The organism is Sedimentibacter sp. LTW-03 (assembly GCF_052059825.1).
GTDB lineage: Bacteria > Bacillota > Clostridia > Tissierellales > Sedimentibacteraceae > Sedimentibacter.
In genome coordinates this window covers 3,097,296-3,119,397 of record NZ_CP197180.1, presented here as the reverse complement: position 1 = coordinate 3,119,397, position 22,102 = coordinate 3,097,296, and the positions used below count along the sequence as shown (strand labels likewise).

General features: G+C 35.6%; 24 protein-coding genes and 1 pseudogene. 10 read left to right on the top strand and 15 right to left on the bottom strand.

The features are described from left to right. The first annotated feature begins 3 nt into the window (after window positions 1–3). A complete protein-coding gene (locus ACS3UD_RS15225) occupies window positions 4–363 on the top strand; it encodes a DUF6954 family protein (RefSeq protein ID WP_308138798.1) in 360 nt (119 codons plus the stop codon). 41 nt (window positions 364–404) lie between these two features. Here ACS3UD_RS15225 and ACS3UD_RS15220 read toward each other — a convergent pair whose 3' ends face one another. The 9 genes from ACS3UD_RS15220 to ACS3UD_RS15180 all read right to left on the bottom strand — a co-directional run bounded on the left by ACS3UD_RS15220 (window position 405) and on the right by ACS3UD_RS15180 (window position 6,953). Then, the gene (locus ACS3UD_RS15220; protein ID WP_213927242.1) at window positions 405–626 is read right to left on the bottom strand and encodes a YdbC family protein; all 222 of its coding nucleotides are present in this window, start codon (window positions 624–626) and stop codon (window positions 405–407) included. 12 nt (window positions 627–638) lie between these two features. Continuing rightward, entirely contained in the window at window positions 639–1,160 is a 522-nt protein-coding gene (locus ACS3UD_RS15215) for an O-acetyl-ADP-ribose deacetylase (RefSeq protein WP_308140083.1), read from the bottom strand. A gap of 80 nt (window positions 1,161–1,240) precedes the next feature. Next, window positions 1,241–2,431 (bottom strand): pyridoxal phosphate-dependent aminotransferase, encoded by a 1,191-nt coding sequence (locus tag ACS3UD_RS15210; RefSeq protein ID WP_308138799.1) that lies wholly within the window; start codon window positions 2,429–2,431, stop codon window positions 1,241–1,243. Between the two features lie 10 nt (window positions 2,432–2,441). Continuing rightward, window positions 2,442–3,563, bottom strand: a complete 1,122-nt coding sequence (locus tag ACS3UD_RS15205) for an aminotransferase (RefSeq protein ID WP_308138800.1) — start codon at window positions 3,561–3,563, stop codon at window positions 2,442–2,444. A gap of 258 nt (window positions 3,564–3,821) precedes the next feature. Continuing rightward, complete coding sequence (locus tag ACS3UD_RS15200) at window positions 3,822–4,043, bottom strand: hypothetical protein (protein WP_308138801.1); 222 nt, start codon at window positions 4,041–4,043, stop codon at window positions 3,822–3,824. 54 nt (window positions 4,044–4,097) lie between these two features. Then, window positions 4,098–5,597: a DUF4153 domain-containing protein gene (locus ACS3UD_RS15195; protein ID WP_308138802.1), complete on the bottom strand. Its 1,500-nt coding sequence runs from the start codon at window positions 5,595–5,597 to the stop codon at window positions 4,098–4,100. Window positions 5,598–5,601: 4 nt separating this feature from the next. Then, window positions 5,602–5,814, bottom strand: a complete 213-nt coding sequence (locus ACS3UD_RS15190; RefSeq protein WP_308138803.1) for a helix-turn-helix domain-containing protein — start codon at window positions 5,812–5,814, stop codon at window positions 5,602–5,604. Between the two features lie 12 nt (window positions 5,815–5,826). Further along, on the bottom strand, window positions 5,827–6,279 hold the full coding sequence (locus ACS3UD_RS15185) for a DUF2975 domain-containing protein (protein WP_308138804.1): 453 nt from the start codon (window positions 6,277–6,279) through the stop codon (window positions 5,827–5,829). A gap of 194 nt (window positions 6,280–6,473) precedes the next feature. Then, entirely contained in the window at window positions 6,474–6,953 is a 480-nt protein-coding gene (locus tag ACS3UD_RS15180) for a GNAT family N-acetyltransferase (protein ID WP_308138805.1), read from the bottom strand. 285 nt (window positions 6,954–7,238) lie between these two features. Here ACS3UD_RS15180 and ACS3UD_RS15175 point away from each other — a divergent pair, with 285 nt between their 5' ends. After that, entirely contained in the window at window positions 7,239–7,949 is a 711-nt protein-coding gene (locus tag ACS3UD_RS15175; RefSeq protein ID WP_308138806.1) for a phosphatase PAP2 family protein, read from the top strand. A 502-nt stretch (window positions 7,950–8,451) separates the two neighbouring features. Here the strand turns inward: ACS3UD_RS15175 and ACS3UD_RS15170 are convergent. From ACS3UD_RS15170 to nhaC, 3 genes are all read right to left on the bottom strand, one after another. Beyond that, window positions 8,452–9,552, bottom strand: coding sequence for a S8 family serine peptidase (locus tag ACS3UD_RS15170; RefSeq protein ID WP_308138807.1), 1,101 nt, complete (start codon window positions 9,550–9,552; stop codon window positions 8,452–8,454). Between the two features lie 220 nt (window positions 9,553–9,772). Continuing rightward, the gene (locus ACS3UD_RS15165; RefSeq protein ID WP_308138808.1) at window positions 9,773–10,963 is read right to left on the bottom strand and encodes a MalY/PatB family protein; all 1,191 of its coding nucleotides are present in this window, start codon (window positions 10,961–10,963) and stop codon (window positions 9,773–9,775) included. Window positions 10,964–10,986: 23 nt separating this feature from the next. Further along, window positions 10,987–12,423 (bottom strand): Na+/H+ antiporter NhaC, encoded by a 1,437-nt coding sequence (nhaC, locus tag ACS3UD_RS15160; protein WP_308138809.1) that lies wholly within the window; start codon window positions 12,421–12,423, stop codon window positions 10,987–10,989. Window positions 12,424–12,768: 345 nt separating this feature from the next. On the opposite strand from nhaC, the gene ACS3UD_RS15155 reads away from it, so the two are divergent. The 7 genes and pseudogenes from ACS3UD_RS15155 to ACS3UD_RS15125 all read left to right on the top strand — a co-directional run bounded on the left by ACS3UD_RS15155 (window position 12,769) and on the right by ACS3UD_RS15125 (window position 18,428). Then, window positions 12,769–13,674, top strand: coding sequence for a LysR family transcriptional regulator (locus ACS3UD_RS15155; RefSeq protein ID WP_308138810.1), 906 nt, complete (start codon window positions 12,769–12,771; stop codon window positions 13,672–13,674). Window positions 13,675–13,696: 22 nt separating this feature from the next. Beyond that, window positions 13,697–13,792, top strand: a pseudogene (locus tag ACS3UD_RS15150) (prevent-host-death protein); the annotation flags it as partial. Window positions 13,793–14,551: 759 nt separating this feature from the next. After that, window positions 14,552–15,517: an RnfABCDGE type electron transport complex subunit D gene (locus ACS3UD_RS15145; protein WP_308138811.1), complete on the top strand. Its 966-nt coding sequence runs from the start codon at window positions 14,552–14,554 to the stop codon at window positions 15,515–15,517. Beyond that, window positions 15,514–16,116, top strand: a complete 603-nt coding sequence (locus tag ACS3UD_RS15140; RefSeq protein WP_308138812.1) for an FMN-binding protein — start codon at window positions 15,514–15,516, stop codon at window positions 16,114–16,116. Before ACS3UD_RS15145 ends, ACS3UD_RS15140 begins: the two co-directional genes overlap by 4 nt. After that, window positions 16,117–16,743: an NADH:ubiquinone reductase (Na(+)-transporting) subunit D gene (locus ACS3UD_RS15135; protein ID WP_213925872.1), complete on the top strand. Its 627-nt coding sequence runs from the start codon at window positions 16,117–16,119 to the stop codon at window positions 16,741–16,743. Further along, the gene (locus ACS3UD_RS15130) at window positions 16,740–17,330 is read left to right on the top strand and encodes an NADH:ubiquinone reductase (Na(+)-transporting) subunit E (protein ID WP_308138813.1); all 591 of its coding nucleotides are present in this window, start codon (window positions 16,740–16,742) and stop codon (window positions 17,328–17,330) included. Before ACS3UD_RS15135 ends, ACS3UD_RS15130 begins: the two co-directional genes overlap by 4 nt. A gap of 9 nt (window positions 17,331–17,339) precedes the next feature. Further along, complete coding sequence (locus tag ACS3UD_RS15125; RefSeq protein ID WP_308138814.1) at window positions 17,340–18,428, top strand: NADH:ubiquinone reductase (Na(+)-transporting) subunit F; 1,089 nt, start codon at window positions 17,340–17,342, stop codon at window positions 18,426–18,428. 73 nt (window positions 18,429–18,501) lie between these two features. Here the strand turns inward: ACS3UD_RS15125 and ACS3UD_RS15120 are convergent, their stop codons facing one another. The 3 genes from ACS3UD_RS15120 to ACS3UD_RS15110 form a co-directional block, all read right to left on the bottom strand. Next, entirely contained in the window at window positions 18,502–19,710 is a 1,209-nt protein-coding gene (locus tag ACS3UD_RS15120) for a MalY/PatB family protein (RefSeq protein ID WP_308138815.1), read from the bottom strand. Between the two features lie 84 nt (window positions 19,711–19,794). Next, window positions 19,795–20,121 (bottom strand): DUF1904 family protein, encoded by a 327-nt coding sequence (locus tag ACS3UD_RS15115; protein ID WP_308138816.1) that lies wholly within the window; start codon window positions 20,119–20,121, stop codon window positions 19,795–19,797. Between the two features lie 54 nt (window positions 20,122–20,175). After that, window positions 20,176–21,000 (bottom strand): HAD family hydrolase, encoded by an 825-nt coding sequence (locus tag ACS3UD_RS15110; RefSeq protein ID WP_308138817.1) that lies wholly within the window; start codon window positions 20,998–21,000, stop codon window positions 20,176–20,178. 247 nt (window positions 21,001–21,247) lie between these two features. On the opposite strand from ACS3UD_RS15110, the gene nudC reads away from it, so the two are divergent. Further along, complete coding sequence (nudC, locus tag ACS3UD_RS15105; RefSeq protein WP_440977694.1) at window positions 21,248–22,090, top strand: NAD(+) diphosphatase; 843 nt, start codon at window positions 21,248–21,250, stop codon at window positions 22,088–22,090. Window positions 22,091–22,102: the final 12 nt, after the last annotated feature.

Sequence of the window (22,102 nt, the reverse complement as noted above, 5' to 3'; positions counted from 1 at the left end):
TTAATGAATTTTGAATATAAAAAAAAGGCATTCCCTCATCTTGTAACAGCACTGGCAGGTTTACTTATAGCAATATTCGGAGTATTTAAATCTGTTTTTTCCGACGGCTCAGGTTATGAACGATTGGTGACGGTACTGGTTGTATTGATTATATATGGTGTGCTTGGAATAATCATAGGAATATGGAAACCGGTTAAAACTTTTATATTCCTTCCATGGCTCAGCCTGCCAGGTGTTCTTGTTCTTATATTCTCAATGAGCCGAGATGGGTTCAAAGTATTTTACATTCCGTATATAATTCTTATAATCACTGTTTCAGACTTTGGTCTATATACAGGTAAATCATTCAAACGAAAAAAATAGTACAGCAAAACTGGGACCGGTCAAAGACCGGTCCCAGCTAGTTATATATCCATCTTATTCAAAATATCTCTGAGAAGCTTAGCTTCTTCCTTGCTCAGCGTAACTCCTTTGCCCATTCTTTCATGTTCAGGCGACCATTCCCTTATGTCAAATTTAGGTTCTCTGTCATTCCAGCTTACCATATTAAGCTCCTTAGTCCATCCTCTTGATGATTCTGAAAGAATAGCTAATTCTTCTGTTATTTCATATTTTATTCCTGCCATGATTTTCTCCTTCTAGTCAATTTTTAAGTATTCTTTTAATGCTTTATCATAATATTCTTTCGTTTTTTTATCAAAGCACACAATTGATGCCTTTTCTACTGAATTTTCAATGCTTTGAAATTCTATTATGGCTTTTACAGCAATCTTTGATGCTATTTCTAAGGGAAATGCATATGCTCCCGTACTGATTGAAGGGAATGCAACGTAACGGCAATTATATTTTTCGGCGAGAAGCAGGATGTTCTTGTAACAGGACGCCAGAAGACTTTCCTCATTATCGCTTCCTCCATGCCATATAGGTCCAACAGTATGTATAACATATTTTGCCGGCAGCCTGTATCCTTTAGTTATTTTTGCCATTCCGGTTTCACAGCCTCCAAGAGCCCGGCATTCGTGCAGAAGCTCCGATCCCGCTGCGCGATGTATGGCTCCGTCAACTCCGCCTCCTCCAAGCAATGAATTATTTGCTGCATTAACAATAGCATCTGCCTCTACCATTGTAATATCTCCTGACAAAATTTCCAGTTCCACAATCTCACCTCCAATTAATTGTACTTTTTCCTGAGTTTCTTATCCACAATAATTTTAACCCAATATTGTAATTATTTCACTATTTATTTTGATGCAATATCTGTACTCTGTTTATTGAAAACACCAATATTTTCTATTCTGTCAAATGCTTCTTTCAATATGTCTTTGTTTACCGTACATGCAATTCTTAGATACCCTTCGCCGCATTCTCCAAAGGCATTTCCCGGCAGAACAAGAACATGAGCCTGCTGTAGAATTACTTTGGCAGCTTCCTCCGATGTAAGTCCTGTTTGCTTAATGTTTACAAATAAGTAGAAAGTTCCTTTCGGCGGATAAATAACGTGCATATTATTAATCTTGTTAATCCTTTCAGCTGCATACAACGTTCTGCTTCGGTATTCCTCTATCATTTCAGGCTGAATTATATTTCTGTTCCTGAGAGCATGAATCGCAGCTCTCTGCGAAACAGACGGCGCCGTAAAAACCACGTTTTCATTAATCTGGCTTATAACATTTATTATATAGTCCGGAGCAATTATACTTCCAACTCTCCATCCCGTCATCGTAAAATTCTTTGAAAATGAATTCAGGATTATGGTTCTTTCCCTCATGCCGTTCAGTGATGCAAAAGGGATAAACGGGCTATCATAGCTGAATGCAGTATATATATCATCCGCTATAACAATTAAATCGTACTTTTCAGCTATTCTTGCTATTGCTTTCATAGATGCATCTGTCAGACAGCTTCCTGTAGGATTAGACGGGGTATTTATTATCAACGCCTTAGTTTTTGCAGTAATCAGATTTTCCAGCCTCTTTTCATTTATCTGAAAATCCTCTTCTTCATATGTGGGAAGTTCAACAGGTATTCCTCTTGCTAGCTTTACCTGCTGAGGATACGGCGTAAAAAACGGTGCCTGCAATATTACCTCATCCCCGTCATCAATTACCGCTTCAAGAACCAAGTACATGCCATGACACGCCGACGTTGATACAAACACTTCCTCATCCTTCACCTTCATGCTGTATTCGTCCATGTAGAATTTGCATATTTCTCTGCGAAGTTCAGCGTCACCTCTAAAGTCAGTGTACTTTGTGTGTCCAGATTTTGCATCCTTAAAGGCATTGTCAATAATTATATCATGAGTAATCAGATCCGGGTCACCAAGACTTAAATTAATGCAATCATCAAATGTTTTAGATAATTCATCTGACTGTCCCATTGCAGTTGACTGTTCACTCCAATATCTCTTAGCAATAAATTTGCGCTTCATTTTTTCACCGCTATATTTCTCTTAAAAATTCAGCAAATTTATCTAATCCATCTTTTAATGTCTTCGAATCAAAAGCGTACCCTATCCTTACACACCCTTCCATTTCAAAGCATGAACCTGGAGTAAACAAAACTCCTTTTTCCCTGAGCAATTTTACACACAATTCATATGACGGAAGTTCCTTATTATAGTATACAAGAGCTGTAGTTCCGGCTACAGGCTTTATATAGTAAACTTCCGGTGTATCCTGCACCCATTGATCAAGTATTTCTCTGTTCTTGAACAATATATTTCTATTTCTCTCAAATATTTTTTCCTTGTTCGTAAGAGCCATGGAAGCAAATAAGTCATCAAGAACTCCGCAGCTTATAGTATCGTAATCTCTTCTCTCCAAACATGCATCTATTACTTCCTTACTTCTGGATGCTATCCAGCCCATGCGCAGTCCTGCCAGGGAGAAAATTTTCGACATACTTCCCACCGATATTCCTTTTTCATATAAATCCGTAATTGACGTCATATAGCTTCCATCCTCAGAAATCCCTCTGTACACTTCATCAGATAATATATACGCACCAACACTTTCGGCGATTTCTGCAATTTGCTTCATTTCCTTTTCAGGAATCCAAGATCCTGTAGGATTGTCAGGATTATTAATTGTTATCATTTTCGTATTACTATCAACCAGACTTTTTAAAAGCTCTATGTCCGGCAAGAACTTGTTTTCCGGAGTCAATTGCAGTATTCGTACTTCTGCTCCTATGGATTCCGGAATAGAATAATGCTGCTGGTATGTGGGCATTACCGACACCATATTGTCGCTGGGTTCAAGCATGGAAACAATGACCATGTTGTTTGCGCCTATTGCCCCGTGAGTCGGTATAACCTGCTGTGGTTTAATACTTTTGTACAGACCGGCTACCCCGTTTAAAAAATCAGGCGAGCCGTAAATATGGCTGTATGTCATTCTTGTATCTTTAAGAGATGCAAGATATTCACTCGGATCACGCCCTGACAGCTCAATAAGCTCACCCAACGTCAAAGAATCAATACATGTTTCGCCTAAATTATAAACTGCATCATTTTCAAATTCATTCATCCACTGCTCGACCTTAAATGTCTTTATTTTCATATCTACCCTCCTGCTCATTTAGTTTTACTAATTATATTACAATTTTAGCTGTTTATCTATAAATATTTGTATGTTAGACTATAATAAAGCTTACTGTTTTCTTTTTTGATCCATTTTATATGTTATGAAATATAATATTTAAACTAGAAAAAGCCAAAAGAAATTCCCATTCCTTATGGCTTTGCTTTATTTTTGTTTAAAACCAAAACTTAGTTTTGTAAACAACAAATTTATTTTAAAACCTATATATATCTCCTTTTATTCAGGCACAACACCGACGACTCCAATAACAACTGCAGGAATAATAAAAATAAAAAAAGATATTATTAGAAATATAAATCCTGCTTTCAGTATTTTTTTATATCTTCCACTCTTTATTCTAAGAATAACACTCATCACAAATGGTATAATTGATAAAGCAAATAATATCGGAGATAAATATATAAAAGCCATAAATAGCACATTATCTAAATTGAACATAAATTTCCTCCGATCTATTTATTACCCTTACAGTTAATTAATTCTTGAGAAATTCTAATAATTAAATTCTATTTTATCCTTATTTTCCGATATCAGTCTTTTTATGCTTTCCTCAGGCAAGTTTATGCTTCTCCAGCTGTAATCAGAATCACTGTACATTTTTTTCACATCCTCAATGTATATTCTTGCCCTATTTCTGGTTATAATTTCAACATCATTATCTAACAGCCTCATAATCTGAGGAACCGCATCAGCCGACAAGCTCATTAGATATTCAATGTCCAGGTGATCCGTCTGCCCGGCAAAATACATATCAATATTCCTCTCTGCAACTATTTCATCGATTCTGACAATGTTTAGAGTCATATAAAACATCAGGATCACTAATGCGTAAACAACAAATATGTTAAAATTATACTTGATAATATATACAATGGTTGCCAACAGTCCTATAGCCTCAAATATCAGAAAAATATACACCAGTATTCTTAATCTCGTAAACCCGTAAGCGCTGTCATACAGTGACATCCTGTAAAAAGAAGACACCAGCAATACACCAGTTATCAAACACAGATAAATGAGAAACATTTTTGAAACAACAGCAGACTTGCTCTTTTCAAAATATATCTTATCTTTAAGAAGATTTGTAATCAGCAATATAATAATTATGTTCAAAACACTTAAAAAAACAAGTTCAAAGAATCCACGTCTTGCATATTCCGAATAATTAAGCCCATACGGAATCTCTCCGGAAGAAAACAGATATTTAAACTGAATTGCCATAAACAGCGTGTATATTGCAAGTATAGATACCAAAAAAATATTTATTACAATTATATCTCCGTTGATCTTTTTAGAAGCAAGCTTATTGATATTCTTGAATCCATTGGCATCTCCGCAGTCAAAAACAGAGAACAAGTGTCCAAACAAATATAGCCCCACAAATACCCCTATAGCCATTTTATAGATAAAGAAGAAATCAATAAGCTCTGCAAACCAATTATTAATAGAGATAAACCCTCTGTAAAATATCATATCCGCAGAAGAAAGCATAATTGTCAGAAACATTACACTGGGAATTGATATACCTATTCCAATCAGTATTCTCTTGACGAGTATATTCTTTTCCTTATTTTTTGCTCTTTCCTCTGCCCATTTAATTGGAACCTTGAAATTTGTAAATGGCTTAAAAATATTAGCAATTACTTTAATAAACTCGCTAATATTAAGCATTCTTAATTTCAAGCGATCTGACAACAGCAAAATCATTGCACTGTATAAAAATATAATTGCCAAATAATTTGTATCTTTAAGCATATGATTTGCACTTATAAATCTGTTAAGAGATATGACAAGTATTGGTATCATCAGCATAAGGCCTTTGAAATTCAAAGTTTCCCTTCTGTCCTTTAAAATAAAGGCCAAAGCAGCAAGCTGCAATACAAAGAATAAGAAAATACTTATTCCCGGATCTGGTGTCATAACTAAATAAACATATGAAACAGCGGACATGATTCCGTACAATGATAATCTTAATTTTATTTTGCCTTCCATAATCTTATTTCTCGTCCTCCACATATTCAATAATATCGCCGGGCTGGCATTCTAACGCCTTGCATATTTCTTCAAGAGTTGAAAGTCTTATGGCTTTTGCCTTGTTATTCTTTAATATTGAAAGATTTGCAGGAGTAATATTTATTTTTTCGGCCAGTTCCATAAGCCCTATTTTTCTTTTGGCCATCATAACATCAAGCTGTATAATTATCGACATGGTCACAACCTCCTATACCGTTAAATCATTTTCATCCTTGTAGTAAATTGACTGTTTAAACAAATCTTTCAGTGTAAGGCACAAAAGACATGCTATAACAAAAATTGCAATAATTACTACAGTTGAAACAGTAGGCATGACAATAAGCTTTAAAACATATATCAGCGCAATTACGAGACAGGACATTGCTATTTTTCTCAACGCACCAACATTAGCATGAATAAACGGGTTTCCGTCCATCAATGTTTTAAATATTACTTTCAGCTGCCACATAATATATACAGAACAAATCCCTGATGCCTCCAATACAACCTTAATAAACAAAGCTGCACTGTCTGACGCATTAAAATACTTAAGCAATATCGATGACGAAAAAGGAATCAAAATACAGCAGGCAATTCCTATATAAAATAAAATATCCACACAAACCTTAGTAATATAATGAACAACACTTTTTTGATACATAAGTTCCTCCGATTGTCTTTTTATAATCATAATTATAACAAATATTTTATCTATGTCAACAATTATTTATTGTTTTACGATAAATAATTGTTGAATATTAATAAAAAGCCATTGTACAGCATCAAGATGATATTTCATCCATTAACCGCATAATGGCAGACAGCTAAATATTCTAATAAATAATAACCTTCTGTTTATTTTACAAGCTTTAACTCCATATATCTTGCTCCTTTTACAGGATTATACACATATGGGTCTATATCATAAAAACCAAATCTTTCATACATTTTCTGAGCAGATTTCATATCCGGCAGAGTATCCAGCCTAATAAATTCATATCTCAGCTTGACCGCTCTGTCAATTATTTCAGACAGCAACATTTTGCCTATACCGAACCCTCTGTATTTATCAGAAACATAGAGTCTCTTCATTTCGCACACTTCGTTGGATATTTTGCGTAGGGCGGCACATCCGGCATCTTTTCCATCAACCAGTGCAATAAGCAGAGCTCCATCCGGATAGCTGTATTTGCCTGGCAAATTCTCCAATTCTTCGTTGAAATTCTGGAAACAAAGATCTATACCGAGTGTTCCGGCATATTCAAGAAATAATCTGCCGACATCCTCAACCAACTTAGTACCCGTAACATATTTTATTTCTACAACGCCGGCCATTTCATCCTCCAATTTAATAAATATATTTGAATTGTTCCGAATGGTACAAAATCCCCTTACACAAAGCTGTTTCAACATGGTTGTCATAATAATTATATCACATACCGTCCATCCGCTCCATACAAAATAAATTTTTGTCAATTTGAAGTTAAATCTTTGTTGACATATTAAATTTATGATTTATATTATTATTATGGCAATTAATTTTACTGTGAGCTTTCTTTATTTTTACACTACTGATACGCTCTCACATTATTTCATCATTAAGGAGAACAGATAATTATAATGATTAATAGTATATACTCAAGATTAAACTATTACAGACCTCTAAGGTGGAGCAATTTAACATCAGAAAGCTACAGGCATTTAATTCTTTTATTGTTTTGGCCGATTTTTGGAATATTATTTTTCTTGGTTGAGAGAGGAAGCATTACATCTGATTTTCACATCGTACACTGTGCACTGGATGATATAATTCCATTCTGCGAATATTTTTTGATTCCATATCTGTTTTGGTTTATATTTATTTTGGGAATTATGATATATTCACTTCTGTTTGATATAGATGCGTTTAAAAATTTTATGTACTATACAATAATCACATATTCCATAACAATACTTATTTATTTCTTATACCCTACAGCACAGGAACTCAGACCGGTATCTTTTGAAAGGACTAATATATTCACATATTTAATAGGGATCTTTTATGAATTGGATACTAACACAAATGTGTGTCCGTCCCTCCACGTAATCGGTTCCGTTGCCGTCATGCTTGCAGCGTGGAACAGCAGACATTTCAGCACCGCAGCCTGGCGCGCCCTTTTTCTCACAGCCACCCTTTTAATCAGCATATCCACAGTATTTCTTAAACAACATTCTGTCATAGATGTTTTTGCGGCATTGCCTGTTTGCTTTTTAGCATACAAGGCAGTTTACGGAGAGAAATTTAAAGCATATATTACGAGCATGAAAGCATATGGGCGAGCGCAGTGAACCACCGAAAATGCACATATGCAAATTTACCCATGACAAATTATTTACATTTGTATAAAGGTACTCTCGATATTCAATCTGACCTAAATGGAGTATGCTATATAAATATTGATAATGGTATAAATGCTGCAGGAGAAGAAATAAGAAAGGAATTGGAGTCTATATTTTAACGATTAGGATAACCTATAAATGATATAGGTTATTTTATGTTTCACTATTAATGTACTGCAAAATATCCATTTTTTAATATTATGTTAAATATTGTCGTAAAAAGATTGTACCAAAAAAACATTTAAACATAAGTTAGAAAGCAAAAATGATAAGTATAATGGCTATATCCTTTCTTGTCAGGGAGAGCCTCCTTACTTATAACCTTGACAACATAGGTGCTGAAATTCAGTGAATAAGTACAAAAGCTCCCCGATACTTCTAGCCATAATTGTTATTAACGCCAATAAATATATATTGCATATCTATTTACGTTGTACATAAAGTGCGCTCATTACATTCTAAACACAGCTTTGCTGGTCTTTTTATCAAATTTTATATATCCACCCAAAAATGTTATTAACCACCTAAGCGGAACATAAAACCTGTCGTTATATAAAATAGGAGGTGAGTCCAAAACAATTTCTTTTTCATTAACAGTCATCTTATCCGATCCGATTGTAAGCTCAATATCCATAGACAGCGGCTGTACTGATGCAAATCCTACGCCGTATATTTTATCGGCGCCTTCAATTCCTAAGTCTTTTGTATTCATTTTAATTTGCTCATATAATTTTTGCTCTGATATTCTTTCTCCAAACTTGATTTTATGCCTGCTGGCTAGCAAGCAAGCTATTCCGGACACTAACGGAGTTGCCATACTTGTTCCTGATAGTGATACATATCCTCCGCCATTATTTGCACCGATTATGTCTACCCCTATTTGACATACATCAACATGGTTTCCGGTAGTTGTAAATTTAGCTTGTTTTTGATTTACATCAACAGCACCTACAGCTACTACTTCATCGAAATATGCAGGATACCTTTTCTCTTCTTCTCCTGTATTTCCCATTGAACAAACTACGAGAATTCCCTCTTCAACGCATTTGTTTATTTCACTTTCAAAGCGACTTAGATAGCTTCCAAAAATACTCTTAGTCCCGCTTAGCGACATTGATATAACATCAACTTTCTCACCTTTTGTACTTCGCCACTCTCTGGCCCATTTAACACCATCTACTACATCCAATATTCGATTTGTACAACCATTTTCATCGAGTGCCTTAACCGGCAATATTTTGGTCTGTGGAGCAATTCCCACATTTTTTCCTGCAATGCTTGATGCTACATGCGTACCATGACCTCCGTCATCCTTCCAATTATATGCATCATTATAACTTTTATTTAAGTTTCTACCCTCAAGTAACCTTTCTTCAAATTCTTCATGCTTTGATACTCCTGTATCAATTACAGCACAAATTGTTCCCTGACCGTAGTATCCCTGTGAGTAAAATGATTGACGCCCACTGTATTCTAAAAATTTTAAATCATCTATTCCAAAGTTTGCATCGTCAAATTTCTTTTTAACAATGTATTCGTCTAATAACTTCATAATCATTTCTCCTTTTGGAAAAAACTTATTTACTCCATACTGCAGTTTATGCTTGTTATTTATGCTTGTCTAATAACTGCCGCATTTGCATTTGTTTCCGTAATCTGGCTAATTTGATTTAAAGAATGAGTTTTAGCACTAAAAAAGAAGCATGTTTCCAAGCTTCTTAGTTAGCTAAATATTAAATTTAAAAAGAGAATATCCTATCTCAAAATTATTGCTATATATGTTTATTTAATGCCTTTTTTATACGCACTAAAGCCTCTACAATATACTTATTAGGACATGCCAAATTCCATCGTTCAAATTCTTCTCCACACTCACCAAATATGTAGCCTTCATCGAAAAATACTTCAGCCTCCATATGAAGAATTTTTTCAAGCTCATGACATTCTATTCCTAAAGCACCAAAATCCATCCACAACAAATATGTACCTTGTAAATCATATACTTTAATTTGAGGGAATTCTTTTGCAAAGAAATCGACAATAGTCTGTCTGTTTTTCTCAATTAGTGCCTTCAACTGTTCAAGCCACTCATCACATTCATTGTATGCAGCTTTACAAGCCTCATATCCTAAAATATTACACTTTGGATTTACAGATGTTGTCTTTAACTCTGCAATGAATTTTTCTCTAAGCATTGCATTTGGGATAATGATATTTGATGTCTGCAGACCTGCTATATTAAAAGTTTTGCTTGGTGCTGTTAACACTAAACAATTCTGTTCAAAGTCTTTTGAGAGTGTAGCAAAAACTGTATGACAGTATCCAGGGGACACAAAGTCAAAATGAATTTCATCCGACACAACAATTACATTGTTTGCTAAACATATTTCACCTATCTTTATTAATTCATCCTTTGTCCATACTCTGCCGCATGGATTATGAGGGCTACATAATATCAATAGCTTTGTATTTTCATCTTTTGCTTTTGCTTCAAAATCTTCAAAATCTATCTCGTATGTATTTCCAACTGGTTTCAACTTATTTTCAACGAGAACTCGTTTATTTGCATCTATCGCACGATACATAGGGTAGTATACCGGTGTCATTAGCATTACGCCTTCACCTTCACTCGTATACGATTTAATGGCTGTGTAAAATGCATCAACTACACCATGAGTGTTGCAAATCCAATCATCTTCAATAGTCCAATTATGTCTTCGTCTTAACCAGCCACAAACAGCTTCTTTATATGAATCACTAGCACTAGCATAACCAAGTATTTCATTATCCAAGAACTCTTTTAATGCATTTACAATTTCAGGTGCTGTCATTATTTCCATGTCTGCAACTGAGAATGGAATTACGTTTTTAGATACATTAGGATTTACTCTCTCCATCTCGTCCCATTTTGCCGAACCTTTTTTATATCTTGATTTTACTGTTTCAAAATTATATTTATTCATGTATATACCCCACTTATTATTAATTATGAAATTTTTTCTGTCTTGTTGCGTTTAATACCTATTCCTGTATATCCGTAAATTATTGCAAATACTATACACAAATAACACATAAATGCCCATGGCAAATATGCCATTGTAGCTACACCCAAACAAGCAGTCATGTATGCGCCAGAGCTAGACCAAGGAATAAGAGGAACGGTAACTGTACCCGCATCTTCCAGTGTTCTCGACAAGTTTTCAGGTGCTAGGCCTCGTTGTGCATAAATATCTTTGAAAAGTTCACCAGGAATAAGAATTGTAAGATGAACAGAACCTGTTGTAAGAGCCAAAGTAAATGTAGATATAACAGTGGACAATATCAAACCACCCTCTGTTTTTACTGAAGATGTTAGTTTATTAAGGATCACTTCTAGACATCCTGCACTACTTAAAATACCAGAGAAGCCAAATGCACATAGAATAAGCAAAATTGTACCCATAATGCTCATCATACCACCTCTGTTTAATAACTTTATTACTTCTGGTATCAACAAATCAGGGTTGAAAGTTTCCATTGTTATCATACCTGTATTAAAACCACTAACGTTTGCAATAAATACGTTACTTATAGATATTCCTTGTATAACAATTGCTTCAATGCTTGCTACTAGTGAAGATAAAAGCATAACAGGTATAGACGGCATTTTCATTATAGAACCAGCAAGAACTATAATCATAGGTAATAAAATAATGATATTCCAGTTATACATAGAATCTAAATTATTAATCATATTAACTACTGTTTCAGAAGTAGCACTACCTGCTGAAGGGCTTGTAAGTCCTAAAACTGCATATATAACAAGTCCTATTAAACTAGAAGGTATTGTTGTCCAAAACATATGCTTAATATGTTCATATAGGTCTCCTCCTGATACCAATGGAGATAGATTTGTTGTATCTGATAAAGGAGACATCTTATCACCGAAGTATGAACCTGCTACAACTGCACCTGCAACCGCTGCAAGATTGCTTCCAAAGCCAGTTGCTATACCTATTATAGCAACTCCTACCGTACTTACAGAACTCCATGATGAACCGGTTGCAACGGATACGATGGCACATAACAGAAAAGCTGTAACTAGTAGCCAACGTGGACTTATAATCTGTACACCGTAGTAAATAAGCATTGGTATAGTACCGCTAGCCATCCAACTACCTATAATGGTACCTACAATAATCAAAAGTAGCAATGCACCCATGCTCTTGTGAATTTTGCTAGCTATTTCCTCCAACATTTCATCCCAAGTTACTCCAACACGAACTGCAATAATAGAAGTTATTCCTGCTGCTAAAAGCATCAATATTTCTATTCGCAGATTATAGACACCCTTTCCTATAATAACAATAACAAGCATTGCTATCAGTGGTAAAAGCGCCTCCCACATTTTGGGCTTTCTTTTAGCTTTAACACTTTTTTTCATCTTAACACTCCTTCAATTTAGATAAACTAGAAAAACTTTTCTGCAATCGATTACTTTTAAAGTATAGATTACTATCTTACTATTGTAAAATGCATAATTAACGTATATAATTATAAATATAGCTTTATATTTTAATAAAATTAAATAAAAATCAAGAAATTTTTCTCAAATCCATGTATCATTATTTTTCAGAATCTATCAAGGATAAAACAGGCGGGTTAGCACACGTCTTTGAAACGCTAGTAAAATATTTTAAAATACGAATGTTTACTTTATATATATACTTTAAATCATTAAAGAAAGGGTAATGAAAACCACGTATTTTCATTATACAAGGTTAGTATTATGACTCGTTTTGAAATTGAAGCATTTTTTGCAATAATTAAATGTAATAATCTAACTAAAGCTGCTGAAATGCTATTTATAACTCAGCCTGCGCTGACTAGGCGCCTTCAATCATTGGAAAAAGAACTCGGCTTTGAACTAATTATTCGAAAAAAAGGAAGAAAAAAGATCGAGTTAACCAAAAAAGGTGAATCTTTCATATCTATTGCAGAAAAATGGTTAGAATTATACTCTAAAATTAATGATATTTCAAATAAAAATAAACGTATTAAATTTGTTGTTTCTGCTATGGAAAGTATAAACACCTGTATAATGCCTAATGTATACTACAATTTTCTAGACGAAAACAAGCAGATTACCCTAGTCTTACGCAATCAACATTCTGCAGAATCCTATAAATTTGTTGAAAATTCTCCTAACGCCATTGCATTCATAGCCGAATGTCAATTTTCAAAATTTCTGACCATCCTTCCAATCTTCAAGGAAAATATGGTTTTTATATGTGGCAAGGATTCCGATTATCCGGATATTGTATCTCCTGAAAACTTAATCATAGAAAATTGTGTTCATATTCAATGGAATATCGAATCAGACACTTGGTTTAATTACTGGTTTGGTTCTTTCCCCAAATTCAAAGCAGATTTGGAAAACATAGAAGTGTACAAAACGTTTATGTTACAAAAAAATGTATGGACTATTGCACCTGTTTCCGTTGCAACCTTTCTTCTTAAGAATAATGACTTAACAACTAAGAAACTAAGTTCTCCCCCGCCTGAAAGAACCATATACGCCATTTTTAATCCACAAAAAGAGAATGAGTATATAAAAAACTTACTTACTATTTTACATCAAGAAATTTTGAAACAAGATAACATACAGTCGCTATTGAACATATCGGATTTATAACTCTACAGCAATCATTTTTAAAATTCATCAACTTAGTCCAATAAAAGATTTAAGAAATACAACTGAAATTTCTGAACTTTGCCATACAAAAAATGAACCTATCTTTATCATAAAAGACTCAATAACATAGCGTCTATTAAAATAAATGCCCATTTGATACAACAGCTGTGTCAGATGGGCATTTATTAGTGTTATTAATTTTCGTCCTTGATCATAAATCGAAGCTAAACTTGATTCAATAATCAATGATTGCAAGCTTCAATTCCTCATAGGTATTATCAATCCCATTTTTTCGGCTAAATTTAGCCGTTATTCTATAAAGGCTTACTTATTATAATTGTCTAAAAATATCTAGAGTATATAATTAATGTTTGTTTTGCAGTATTTTTCTTATTTCATATATACCTCCCCATACTATCATTAACTCCATCCGCAAATTATGCTTTCTCCCCCGGTAGCAGGAATTCTGTAACAAAAATATTATACGGACATAATATAACTGCGCAGGATAAAGCTGCGGCAAGGCGTATGTAATATTATACAAAAATTTGAAAAATAAAATATCAAAAACTATCACTTTACATACACGAGAAGCAAAATTTAATAATTTTCAAAATTTACAATATCATTTTTCATTGAAATTACATAGTTTCATATTTTCAATTAGAGGACGAAAGTTTATAAATATATATGCATAATAATTAATATTTATGTTGAAACAAGCCTTTCTTTTACATCCCACCTTTTTTCAAATGAACTCAAGTTTCTTTTTTACCTCCATGTAAAATATTTTAATCTTACTATATAAATGTTTTGACATTTCACAACTGTGGTATAAAGTAGTAATGTAAGTTGTGTAATAAATGGAGGTGCAATATTGAATCAATTTTTAAAAAGCAATTTTACTAATCAGAAAATGATGCGAAAAGTGTTGTTTTCTCTAATACCGATTGCTGTTTTTTCCGTGTATCTGTTTGGACTCAGGGTTATTACCCTGCTGGCGGCAGTTACTGCAGCAGGGGTCATTACGGAATATTTATGGGAAAAGCATTATGGAAAAAAAGCATCTGAGGCAGTATTTGTCTCATGTGTGCTGTATACATTGACTTTGCCGGCTTCTATACCTGTCTGGATTGCTGTGATGGGAATAGTATTCGGCCTTTTATTCGGCAAGCTTTTTTTTGGTGGTTTTGGAAAAAATGTTTTTAATCCGGCAATTGTGGGAAGAGTTTTTGTCTATGTTAACTTTCCGGAAGCACTTACGATTTCTTGGAATCAAGCGGCTTCTTCTTTTCCGGGAGGATTTGGGACATACCTTACAACGGGAATAGATGCTGTATCGGAAGCAACTCCGATGATACTTTTCAATAATACGGCAAAGCTTTTGGATTTCCAATCACTTTTAATCGGAAACATACCCGGCGCAATAGGTGAAACATCAAAAATCTTGATAATTCTGGCAGGCATATACCTGATTTATAAAAAAGTTGCTTCATGGGAGATAATGACTGCAACTACTGTGGGTTATGTTGCCGCAAGTGCAGTGCTTTATTTTTTTGGTGTCCCTGTAATAAATCCTTTGTACGGTATAATGATGGGAGGATTCCTGTTCGGTACTGTATTCATGGCTACGGATCCCATAAGTGCTCCGAAAACTAAGACGGCTAAGTGGATTTACGGGATAATTATAGGCTCGGTTACACTGCTGATACGGTCTCTCTCTCTATTTAACGGAGGAATGATGTTTGCCATATTGATGGGTAATACTTTTGCTCCGATTATGGATTATTTCGTTAAGGACTATTCAGCCAGGAAAAAAAGAAAATTGGAGGTACTGTCATGAAAAATTCCTTCTTCTATCCAATTATTTATATGGTTGTTATAACAATTGTGTTTATTGCCGTGCTGGCATCTTTTAACCATATACTTGCTGATACCATTGCTTTTAATCAGGAAAGTGAACTGAGGCAGAAAATTCTTTACATATTTGATGTTTTGCCTGAAAATGATGACGCACATGAAATTAAGAAAGTATTTGATGAGAAAATAAGACAGAAACAGATCGGTGATACTACCGTGTATGCACTGATTGAAAACAATACAGAAACAGCCTATGCGGTTCCTGTTAATGGTCCAGGACTCTGGGGAACAATATCCGGATATGTAGGATTGAACAAGGACTTTAGCAAAATTATAGGTATAGAGTTTGTTACACAGTCTGAAACTCCGGGACTTGGAGGTCGAATATCTGAGTATGACTATAAGAATCAGTTCAGAAATATTTCAATCCAAGGCGTAACCGATGGAAATTACATTATATCTTCTCCCAAGGAAGGAAGTAATGTTGATGCAATTACAGGTGCCACACTGACCTCTGCAGCCGTTGTTAAACTCGTAAACGAAGATCTCTATAATTTTTTAGAAATGCAGGGGGTGAAATAATTGGCTAAAAAATCTGAAATAAGAAAGATATTTAAAAAGGGAATACTTACCGAAAACCCAATACTTGTTCAGGTAATAGGCATTTGTTCAGCCCTGGCGGTTACAAATCTGATGATGAACTCGCTGATAATGGGAATTGCACTGACATTGGTAACAGCTTTTTCGTGCCTGACGGTTTCTATATTAAAAAAATATACACCAAAGCACATACGTATGATGGTTCAGGTGTTGATTATATCGTCCTATGTTATAATAGTCGATATTTCTTTAAAGGCGCTTATGCCTGAAATGAGTAAAGCATTGGGCCCATATGTAGGCCTTATTATAACCAACTGCATAATTATGGGAAGGGCAGAAGGCTTTGCACAGTCAAACCCTCCGATGTTGTCTTTTATGGACGGGCTTGCTTCCGGTCTTGGATATACTGCAGTTCTTATGATAATTTCATTTGTGCGTGAATCCTTGGGATTCGGCACAGTATTTGGAATGCAAATACTTCCGGATACTATAACCAGATGGACACTGATGGTAATGCCTCCGTCGGCATTTTTCATACTTGCAGGTGTTATGTGGGCAGCAAACAACAGAAGGCTTAAGCTTGAAAGAAAAGGAGTTGAGAAAAGATGATAGAAGTTAACCCTATATTAATATTTTTTGCAGCGATATTTACCAGCAACATGATTTTCTCAAACTTCTTGGGAATGTGTTCATTCATAGCTGTATCAAAAGAAATACCTACCGCCATAGGCCTTGGAATTTCCGTAACAATGGTTATGACCGCAACTACAATTTTAAACTACATGGTTTATTGGACAATCCTTGTTCCTTTTAATTTGGAATATTTGATGTATATAATATTTATCCTTGTTATTGCTGCTTTTGTCCAGCTCCTTGAAATGGTTCTGGAACGTTATCTGCCAACACTGTATTATTCCCTTGGAATATTTCTTCCGCTTATAACCGTTAACTGCGCCATACTTGGTGTATCACTGTTTATGGTTACAAGAAGCTATGATTTCATGCAGACAGTTGGGTATTCAATCGGCTCGGGATTAGGCTGGGCTCTTGCAATAACAGCTATGGCAGGAATAAGATCAAAACTGAATGAAAAATCCATACCCGAAGGCCTTAGAGGAACGCCTATAACTTTAGTTATTACAGGAATTATGGCGCTTGCATTTATCGGCTTCAGCGGCATGGTACAAATACAGTAGGAGGCGGCTATGAATACAATAATAACCACTATAATTGTTGTAAGCTGTATTACCGCTGTGCTTGCCGCACTGCTTACAATATCCAGCAGAACAATAGGAAATTACGGCGAAGTAGTGCTTACCATAAATGATGATAAGGAGTATGTTGTCAATGGAGGCAGCAGTCTTTTAGACACTCTGCGTTCAGAAAGAATTTTTATTCCGTCCGCATGCGGTGGAAAAGGCTCCTGCGGATACTGCAAGGTCAAAGTTATCGAAGGCGGAGGCCCTGTGCTTGCAACTGAAAAGCCTTTGCTGACAAAGGAAGAGCTTGAAGATAGCGTAAGATTGTCCTGCCAATGCAAGGTAAAACAGAATATAAAAATCAGCATACCTGAAGAACTTTTCAATGTAAGGGAATATTCTGCGGTTGTTGAAAGAACTGAACAGCTTACACCTACCATAAAACTGCTGAGATTTAATTTTGGCAATGAAGAAATAAGCTTTAAACCTGGACAGTATATTCAGTTAAAAGCTCCTGCATACGAGGGTAACGACGAAGAGGTTTACAGAGCTTATTCAATAGCATCGTCCGTAACCGACAAGCATGCCGTAGAACTGCTGATAGGCTATACCGGAGGAATTGCAACAACATATGTACACCACCACCTGAAGGAAGGTGATGACGTGCATGTGAACGGACCTTACGGTGATTTTTATTACCATGAGGACGATGGACCTATTATACTTGCCGGAGCAGGAACAGGCATGGCTCCGATTATGTCAATTCTTCAGTTTATGGCGGACAATAACATTAACAGAAAAGTACTGTTTTTCTTTGGAGCAAGGACTATGAAGGATTTGTTCCTGCTGGATAAAATTAAGGGTTTTGAGGAAAAGCTTAATGACTTTAAATTTGTTCCTACACTTTCTCGAGAAGAATCCGAAGAGTGGCATGGTGAGAAAGGACGTGTTCCTGCAGCCATTGACAAATATATAGAGAAGGGCGAAAATTATTCTGCATATCTGTGCGGAAGTCCTGCAATGATTGACTCAATAGTTCAGGCTCTGCTTCTCAAGGATATACCATCAGAGAAAATTTATTACGATAAATTCTGATTTGCGTCAGTAGTCTCTGAGTACAAAACCCCTGAAGCCAGATTAGCAACAGGGGTTTTTCTTTATATGAAGTCTATTTATTTACATTAAAAACATATTTATCAAGGCGATCAAACGCTTCAATTACTCGTGATTTTGGCAGAGCCAGGTTCATTCGCAATGTGCACGAGTGGTTAAAAGGACGTCCGTCCTGCCAGCTTACTCCAACATCTGTTCCGGCCTTGTAAAGCTCGTCCAATGTCATGTTATGCTCACTGCACCATTCCTCGCATTCAAGGTAAAGCATATATGTTCCCTGAGGCTTAAACAGCTTAACTCCCTTATAATTATCAACTATATGTTTGTATGCATAATCAACATTTTCAGCTATTACTTCCCTCAGTTCTTCAACCCATTCATGCCCTTCAGGTTTGTACGCTCCAATAAGTGCATGCATCGAAAGAACATTCATACTGTTGTAGTGTGATTTGCCGCTCTGTGATCTTACCCGGTCACGAAGATAATTGCTGTATATTATATGATATGCGCCTATCAGACCGGCGAGGTTAAATGTCTTGCTCGGAGCATACACGGCAATAGTACGGTTTTTTGCATCCTCGCTCACACTTTGTGTAGGAATATGCTTGTTGCCGTAAAGTGTAATATCACTCCATATTTCATCGGAAATAACTATGCAGTCATTTCTTTTGTAAATTTCCATTGCCATCTCGATTTCTTTACGTTCCCATACCCGACCGCATGGATTGTGTGGTGAGCAGAATATTGCCGCATGAATCTTGTAAGCCTTAATTTTAGCTTCCATGTCCTCGTAATCCATGCGCCATACGCCTTCTTCATCCTGTACAAGATCTGAATGAATAATTCTTCGGCCGCTGTTTTCCAAAGTTTTAGTAAATCCTATATATGTAGGCGAATGAAGCAGCACATAATCTCCCGGCGCAGAAAATGAATCGATGGCAGACATAACACATCCAAGAACTCCGTTCTCATATCCTATGTGCTTTGCCTCTAATCCGGTTACACCGTTTCGTTTTTCCTGCCAATTAATAATTGAATCAAAATATTCCTGCCTCGGCAGAAAATATCCAAACATCGGATGTTTTACACGCTCAATTATTGCTTCCTGAATTGCAGGGAGTGCAGGAAAATTCATATCTGCAACCCACATCGGTATTACATCGAATCCTTCCTTTGGCAGTCCAGGGCCTAATCCATGTGCCAAATCGACAGCTATAGCGTCCTTTCCCTGTCTGTCAATAATGCTGGTAAAATCATACTTCATAATAATCCTTCCCTTCCTTTTTATATTGCTGTTGCTTCAATTGAATCTGCTGTTAATTACTAAATTAAAAACACTGAGTAAGCTCTAGAAATGTTCCCCGTTCTCGTAATATTTATTTTTTTCAAGCATATGAAAAATTATATCCAAACTTTTATATCCTATTGTACTCATGTGCTTAGTAATTATTGCCGCAGCCTTATCCTGCACCTCCTGGCCTCTGTCAAACCAATAAACTTCCACCATATGCGGTCCTCCTACAAATTTTCCGTCCATTATATACTTGGACTGAGGAACCTCTATGCTGAAATAGTCTCTAGGGCACTGAAGCAGTTCTTGAAGCTCATCTATCAACCCTTTACTTATTGTTAATGCTCTTTTTGCATCTATAGCATTTAGTTTTAATGCTGGCATTTTATATCTCCTTTAAATATATTTTTTAATATTGTTTTAAACCGCTTTCTATTTTCACTTCTTTTTCTGAAGCTGTATAGTCCTGTGGACTGCCCTTACCTGGTCCAGTATTGCAAAAATAATTTTTTCAATTTGACTGTTTTTTGAATAGTCCGCGGGCACGGCAAAATCCACCCTGCCCTGCGCCATTAAACTGTCAGCCACATTTTTCTCTTGGGAATATACCGCTATGGAATGTCCTCCGTTGCTTTTTACCAGTTTCATGCAAGGAACATCCGTCAGACCGTCTCCTACATATACCATGTTTCTGAAAGGAACTCTTTTTTTCTCCTCAGGTGTTGATTCGTTTAATCCCTTGTGCTCTGTTACATCAAGCACTCCCTTGTTTATTCTGAACAAAAATTGAGTCTTGCTGGTGTAGTTTACGGCCATTGCCGGCCATATGGGTATATTTTTTTCATTGTAGCAATATTCAGCAGCATATATTTCCTTAAATTCACGGGCAATTTCTGTTCCCTGAATTATCTCCTTCAATCCGGAGGAAATAATATAATGCTCTACAACAACTCCCAGACTCCTGCCGTATTCATTAACACGTTTAAACCATGTATCGAGACCGTCAAATAGCTTAACATCTCTGCCCAGCTCATTGAAAACCTCTCTTGTCAGAAGCATTCTGCCCTCAGCTTCCTGCAGTATTGTAAGCATGTATGCAAGTATTTGATCCATGTTGTGATTAACCATGTTCATCCTGCTTTTTTCCCAAAATTCCTCAGAATTCATACCAAGACCGCTTATAAAGCCATACTCCTGCATATCTTTTGGAGATAATGTTTTATCAAAATCGTACATTATTGCAATAATCGGCTTTTTGTTCATACAGTGAAAAGACTCCTTTCATTCTAGTTATATGCGTGGAAGAATTGTAACAAAAATAACTCTAAAACACCATTTTGTTGAATTTTATCTCATAAGTAACGTCTATTATAAACTGTTATATATATTTTACCAAACATATCATATTTCTTCAATATTCATAAAAATTTAACAATTAAATTTAATAAATAACAAACATATTGACTAACTGTGCTATAATGGCAATATACATAAATTAACGAGGTACATTATGATTCAGGATATAGCTCCAAAAGTTTTTTACAATAATTATAAAAATAAAAAGGCTGAGCCACAAGATTTGTTTCTCTCCTACGACGAAGATATGGTACTTGTCAGAGAGGACAAAGACAAGCTGTGGTATCCTTCTTTTTCTGATTATGAAAAAGAATTTCCACATCTGGCAGACAAGTCACAGTTTCTTTTTAATATTGACAATATCAACTATTTCATGGTAGATGAAAAGGGCCTGGATTCGGTCGATGGTTGGGTCTATGTAAGCACAAATAAATTCAGAACTGAAACAAAGTACTGGCGTTCATTTGCCGGCGCTGTGGGACGCCAACTTAACCGTTGGTATACCAACCACCGATTCTGCAGCAAATGCGGCAATCCTACTAAAAAATCAGACATGGAAAGAATGCTTTATTGCGAATCCTGCGGATTTCATACATACCCTACTATTTCTCCATGCGTCATAGTAGCCGTGCACAACGGAAGCAAGCTTTTGCTCACTAAGTATGCAGGACGCAGCTACAGCAGATATGCATTGATTGCAGGCTTTGCCGAAATAGGTGAAAGTCTGGAACAGACCGTTCACAGGGAAGTTCAGGAGGAAGTAGGTTTAAAGGTTAAAAACCTGAAGTTCTATAAAAGCCAGCCATGGCCGTTTACTGATACTCTCCTTTCAGGATTTTATGCAGAACTTGACGGTGATGACACTATTACACTTGATAAAAATGAGCTTGCTGTCGGAGAATGGCTTGACAGAAAAGACATCCCTCCGGCGGATTTAAAAATAAGCCTCACCGGAGAAATGATGGAAGCATTCAGGACAGGCACTATTGAATTGTAAACAGTTTGCAAT

Excerpts from the sequence above, each read along its gene's own strand:
- ACS3UD_RS15115 (WP_308138816.1), bottom strand. The coding sequence starts at position 20,121 with ATGCCAGCATTAAAACTAAATGCTATAGATGCAAAAAGAGCATTAACA.
- ACS3UD_RS15175 (WP_308138806.1), top strand. The coding sequence starts at position 7,239 with ATGATTAATAGTATATACTCAAGATTAAACTATTACAGACCTCTAAGG.
- ACS3UD_RS15140 (WP_308138812.1), top strand. The coding sequence starts at position 15,514 with ATGAAAAATTCCTTCTTCTATCCAATTATTTATATGGTTGTTATAACA.
- nudC (WP_440977694.1), top strand. The coding sequence starts at position 21,248 with ATGATTCAGGATATAGCTCCAAAAGTTTTTTACAATAATTATAAAAAT.
- ACS3UD_RS15180 (WP_308138805.1), bottom strand. The coding sequence starts at position 6,953 with ATGGCCGGCGTTGTAGAAATAAAATATGTTACGGGTACTAAGTTGGTT.
- ACS3UD_RS15125 (WP_308138814.1), top strand. The coding sequence starts at position 17,340 with ATGAATACAATAATAACCACTATAATTGTTGTAAGCTGTATTACCGCT.
- ACS3UD_RS15195 (WP_308138802.1), bottom strand. The coding sequence starts at position 5,597 with ATGGAAGGCAAAATAAAATTAAGATTATCATTGTACGGAATCATGTCC.
- ACS3UD_RS15165 (WP_308138808.1), bottom strand. The coding sequence starts at position 10,963 with ATGAATAAATATAATTTTGAAACAGTAAAATCAAGATATAAAAAAGGT.
- ACS3UD_RS15225 (WP_308138798.1), top strand. The coding sequence starts at position 4 with ATGAATTTTGAATATAAAAAAAAGGCATTCCCTCATCTTGTAACAGCA.
- ACS3UD_RS15120 (WP_308138815.1), bottom strand. The coding sequence starts at position 19,710 with ATGAAGTATGATTTTACCAGCATTATTGACAGACAGGGAAAGGACGCT.
- ACS3UD_RS15155 (WP_308138810.1), top strand. The coding sequence starts at position 12,769 with ATGACTCGTTTTGAAATTGAAGCATTTTTTGCAATAATTAAATGTAAT.
- ACS3UD_RS15210 (WP_308138799.1), bottom strand. The coding sequence starts at position 2,431 with ATGAAGCGCAAATTTATTGCTAAGAGATATTGGAGTGAACAGTCAACT.
- ACS3UD_RS15200 (WP_308138801.1), bottom strand. The coding sequence starts at position 4,043 with ATGTTCAATTTAGATAATGTGCTATTTATGGCTTTTATATATTTATCT.
- ACS3UD_RS15205 (WP_308138800.1), bottom strand. The coding sequence starts at position 3,563 with ATGAAAATAAAGACATTTAAGGTCGAGCAGTGGATGAATGAATTTGAA.
- ACS3UD_RS15185 (WP_308138804.1), bottom strand. The coding sequence starts at position 6,279 with ATGTATCAAAAAAGTGTTGTTCATTATATTACTAAGGTTTGTGTGGAT.
- ACS3UD_RS15220 (WP_213927242.1), bottom strand. The coding sequence starts at position 626 with ATGGCAGGAATAAAATATGAAATAACAGAAGAATTAGCTATTCTTTCA.
- ACS3UD_RS15130 (WP_308138813.1), top strand. The coding sequence starts at position 16,740 with ATGATAGAAGTTAACCCTATATTAATATTTTTTGCAGCGATATTTACC.
- nhaC (WP_308138809.1), bottom strand. The coding sequence starts at position 12,423 with ATGAAAAAAAGTGTTAAAGCTAAAAGAAAGCCCAAAATGTGGGAGGCG.
- ACS3UD_RS15170 (WP_308138807.1), bottom strand. The coding sequence starts at position 9,552 with ATGAAGTTATTAGACGAATACATTGTTAAAAAGAAATTTGACGATGCA.
- ACS3UD_RS15190 (WP_308138803.1), bottom strand. The coding sequence starts at position 5,814 with ATGTCGATAATTATACAGCTTGATGTTATGATGGCCAAAAGAAAAATA.
- ACS3UD_RS15110 (WP_308138817.1), bottom strand. The coding sequence starts at position 21,000 with ATGAACAAAAAGCCGATTATTGCAATAATGTACGATTTTGATAAAACA.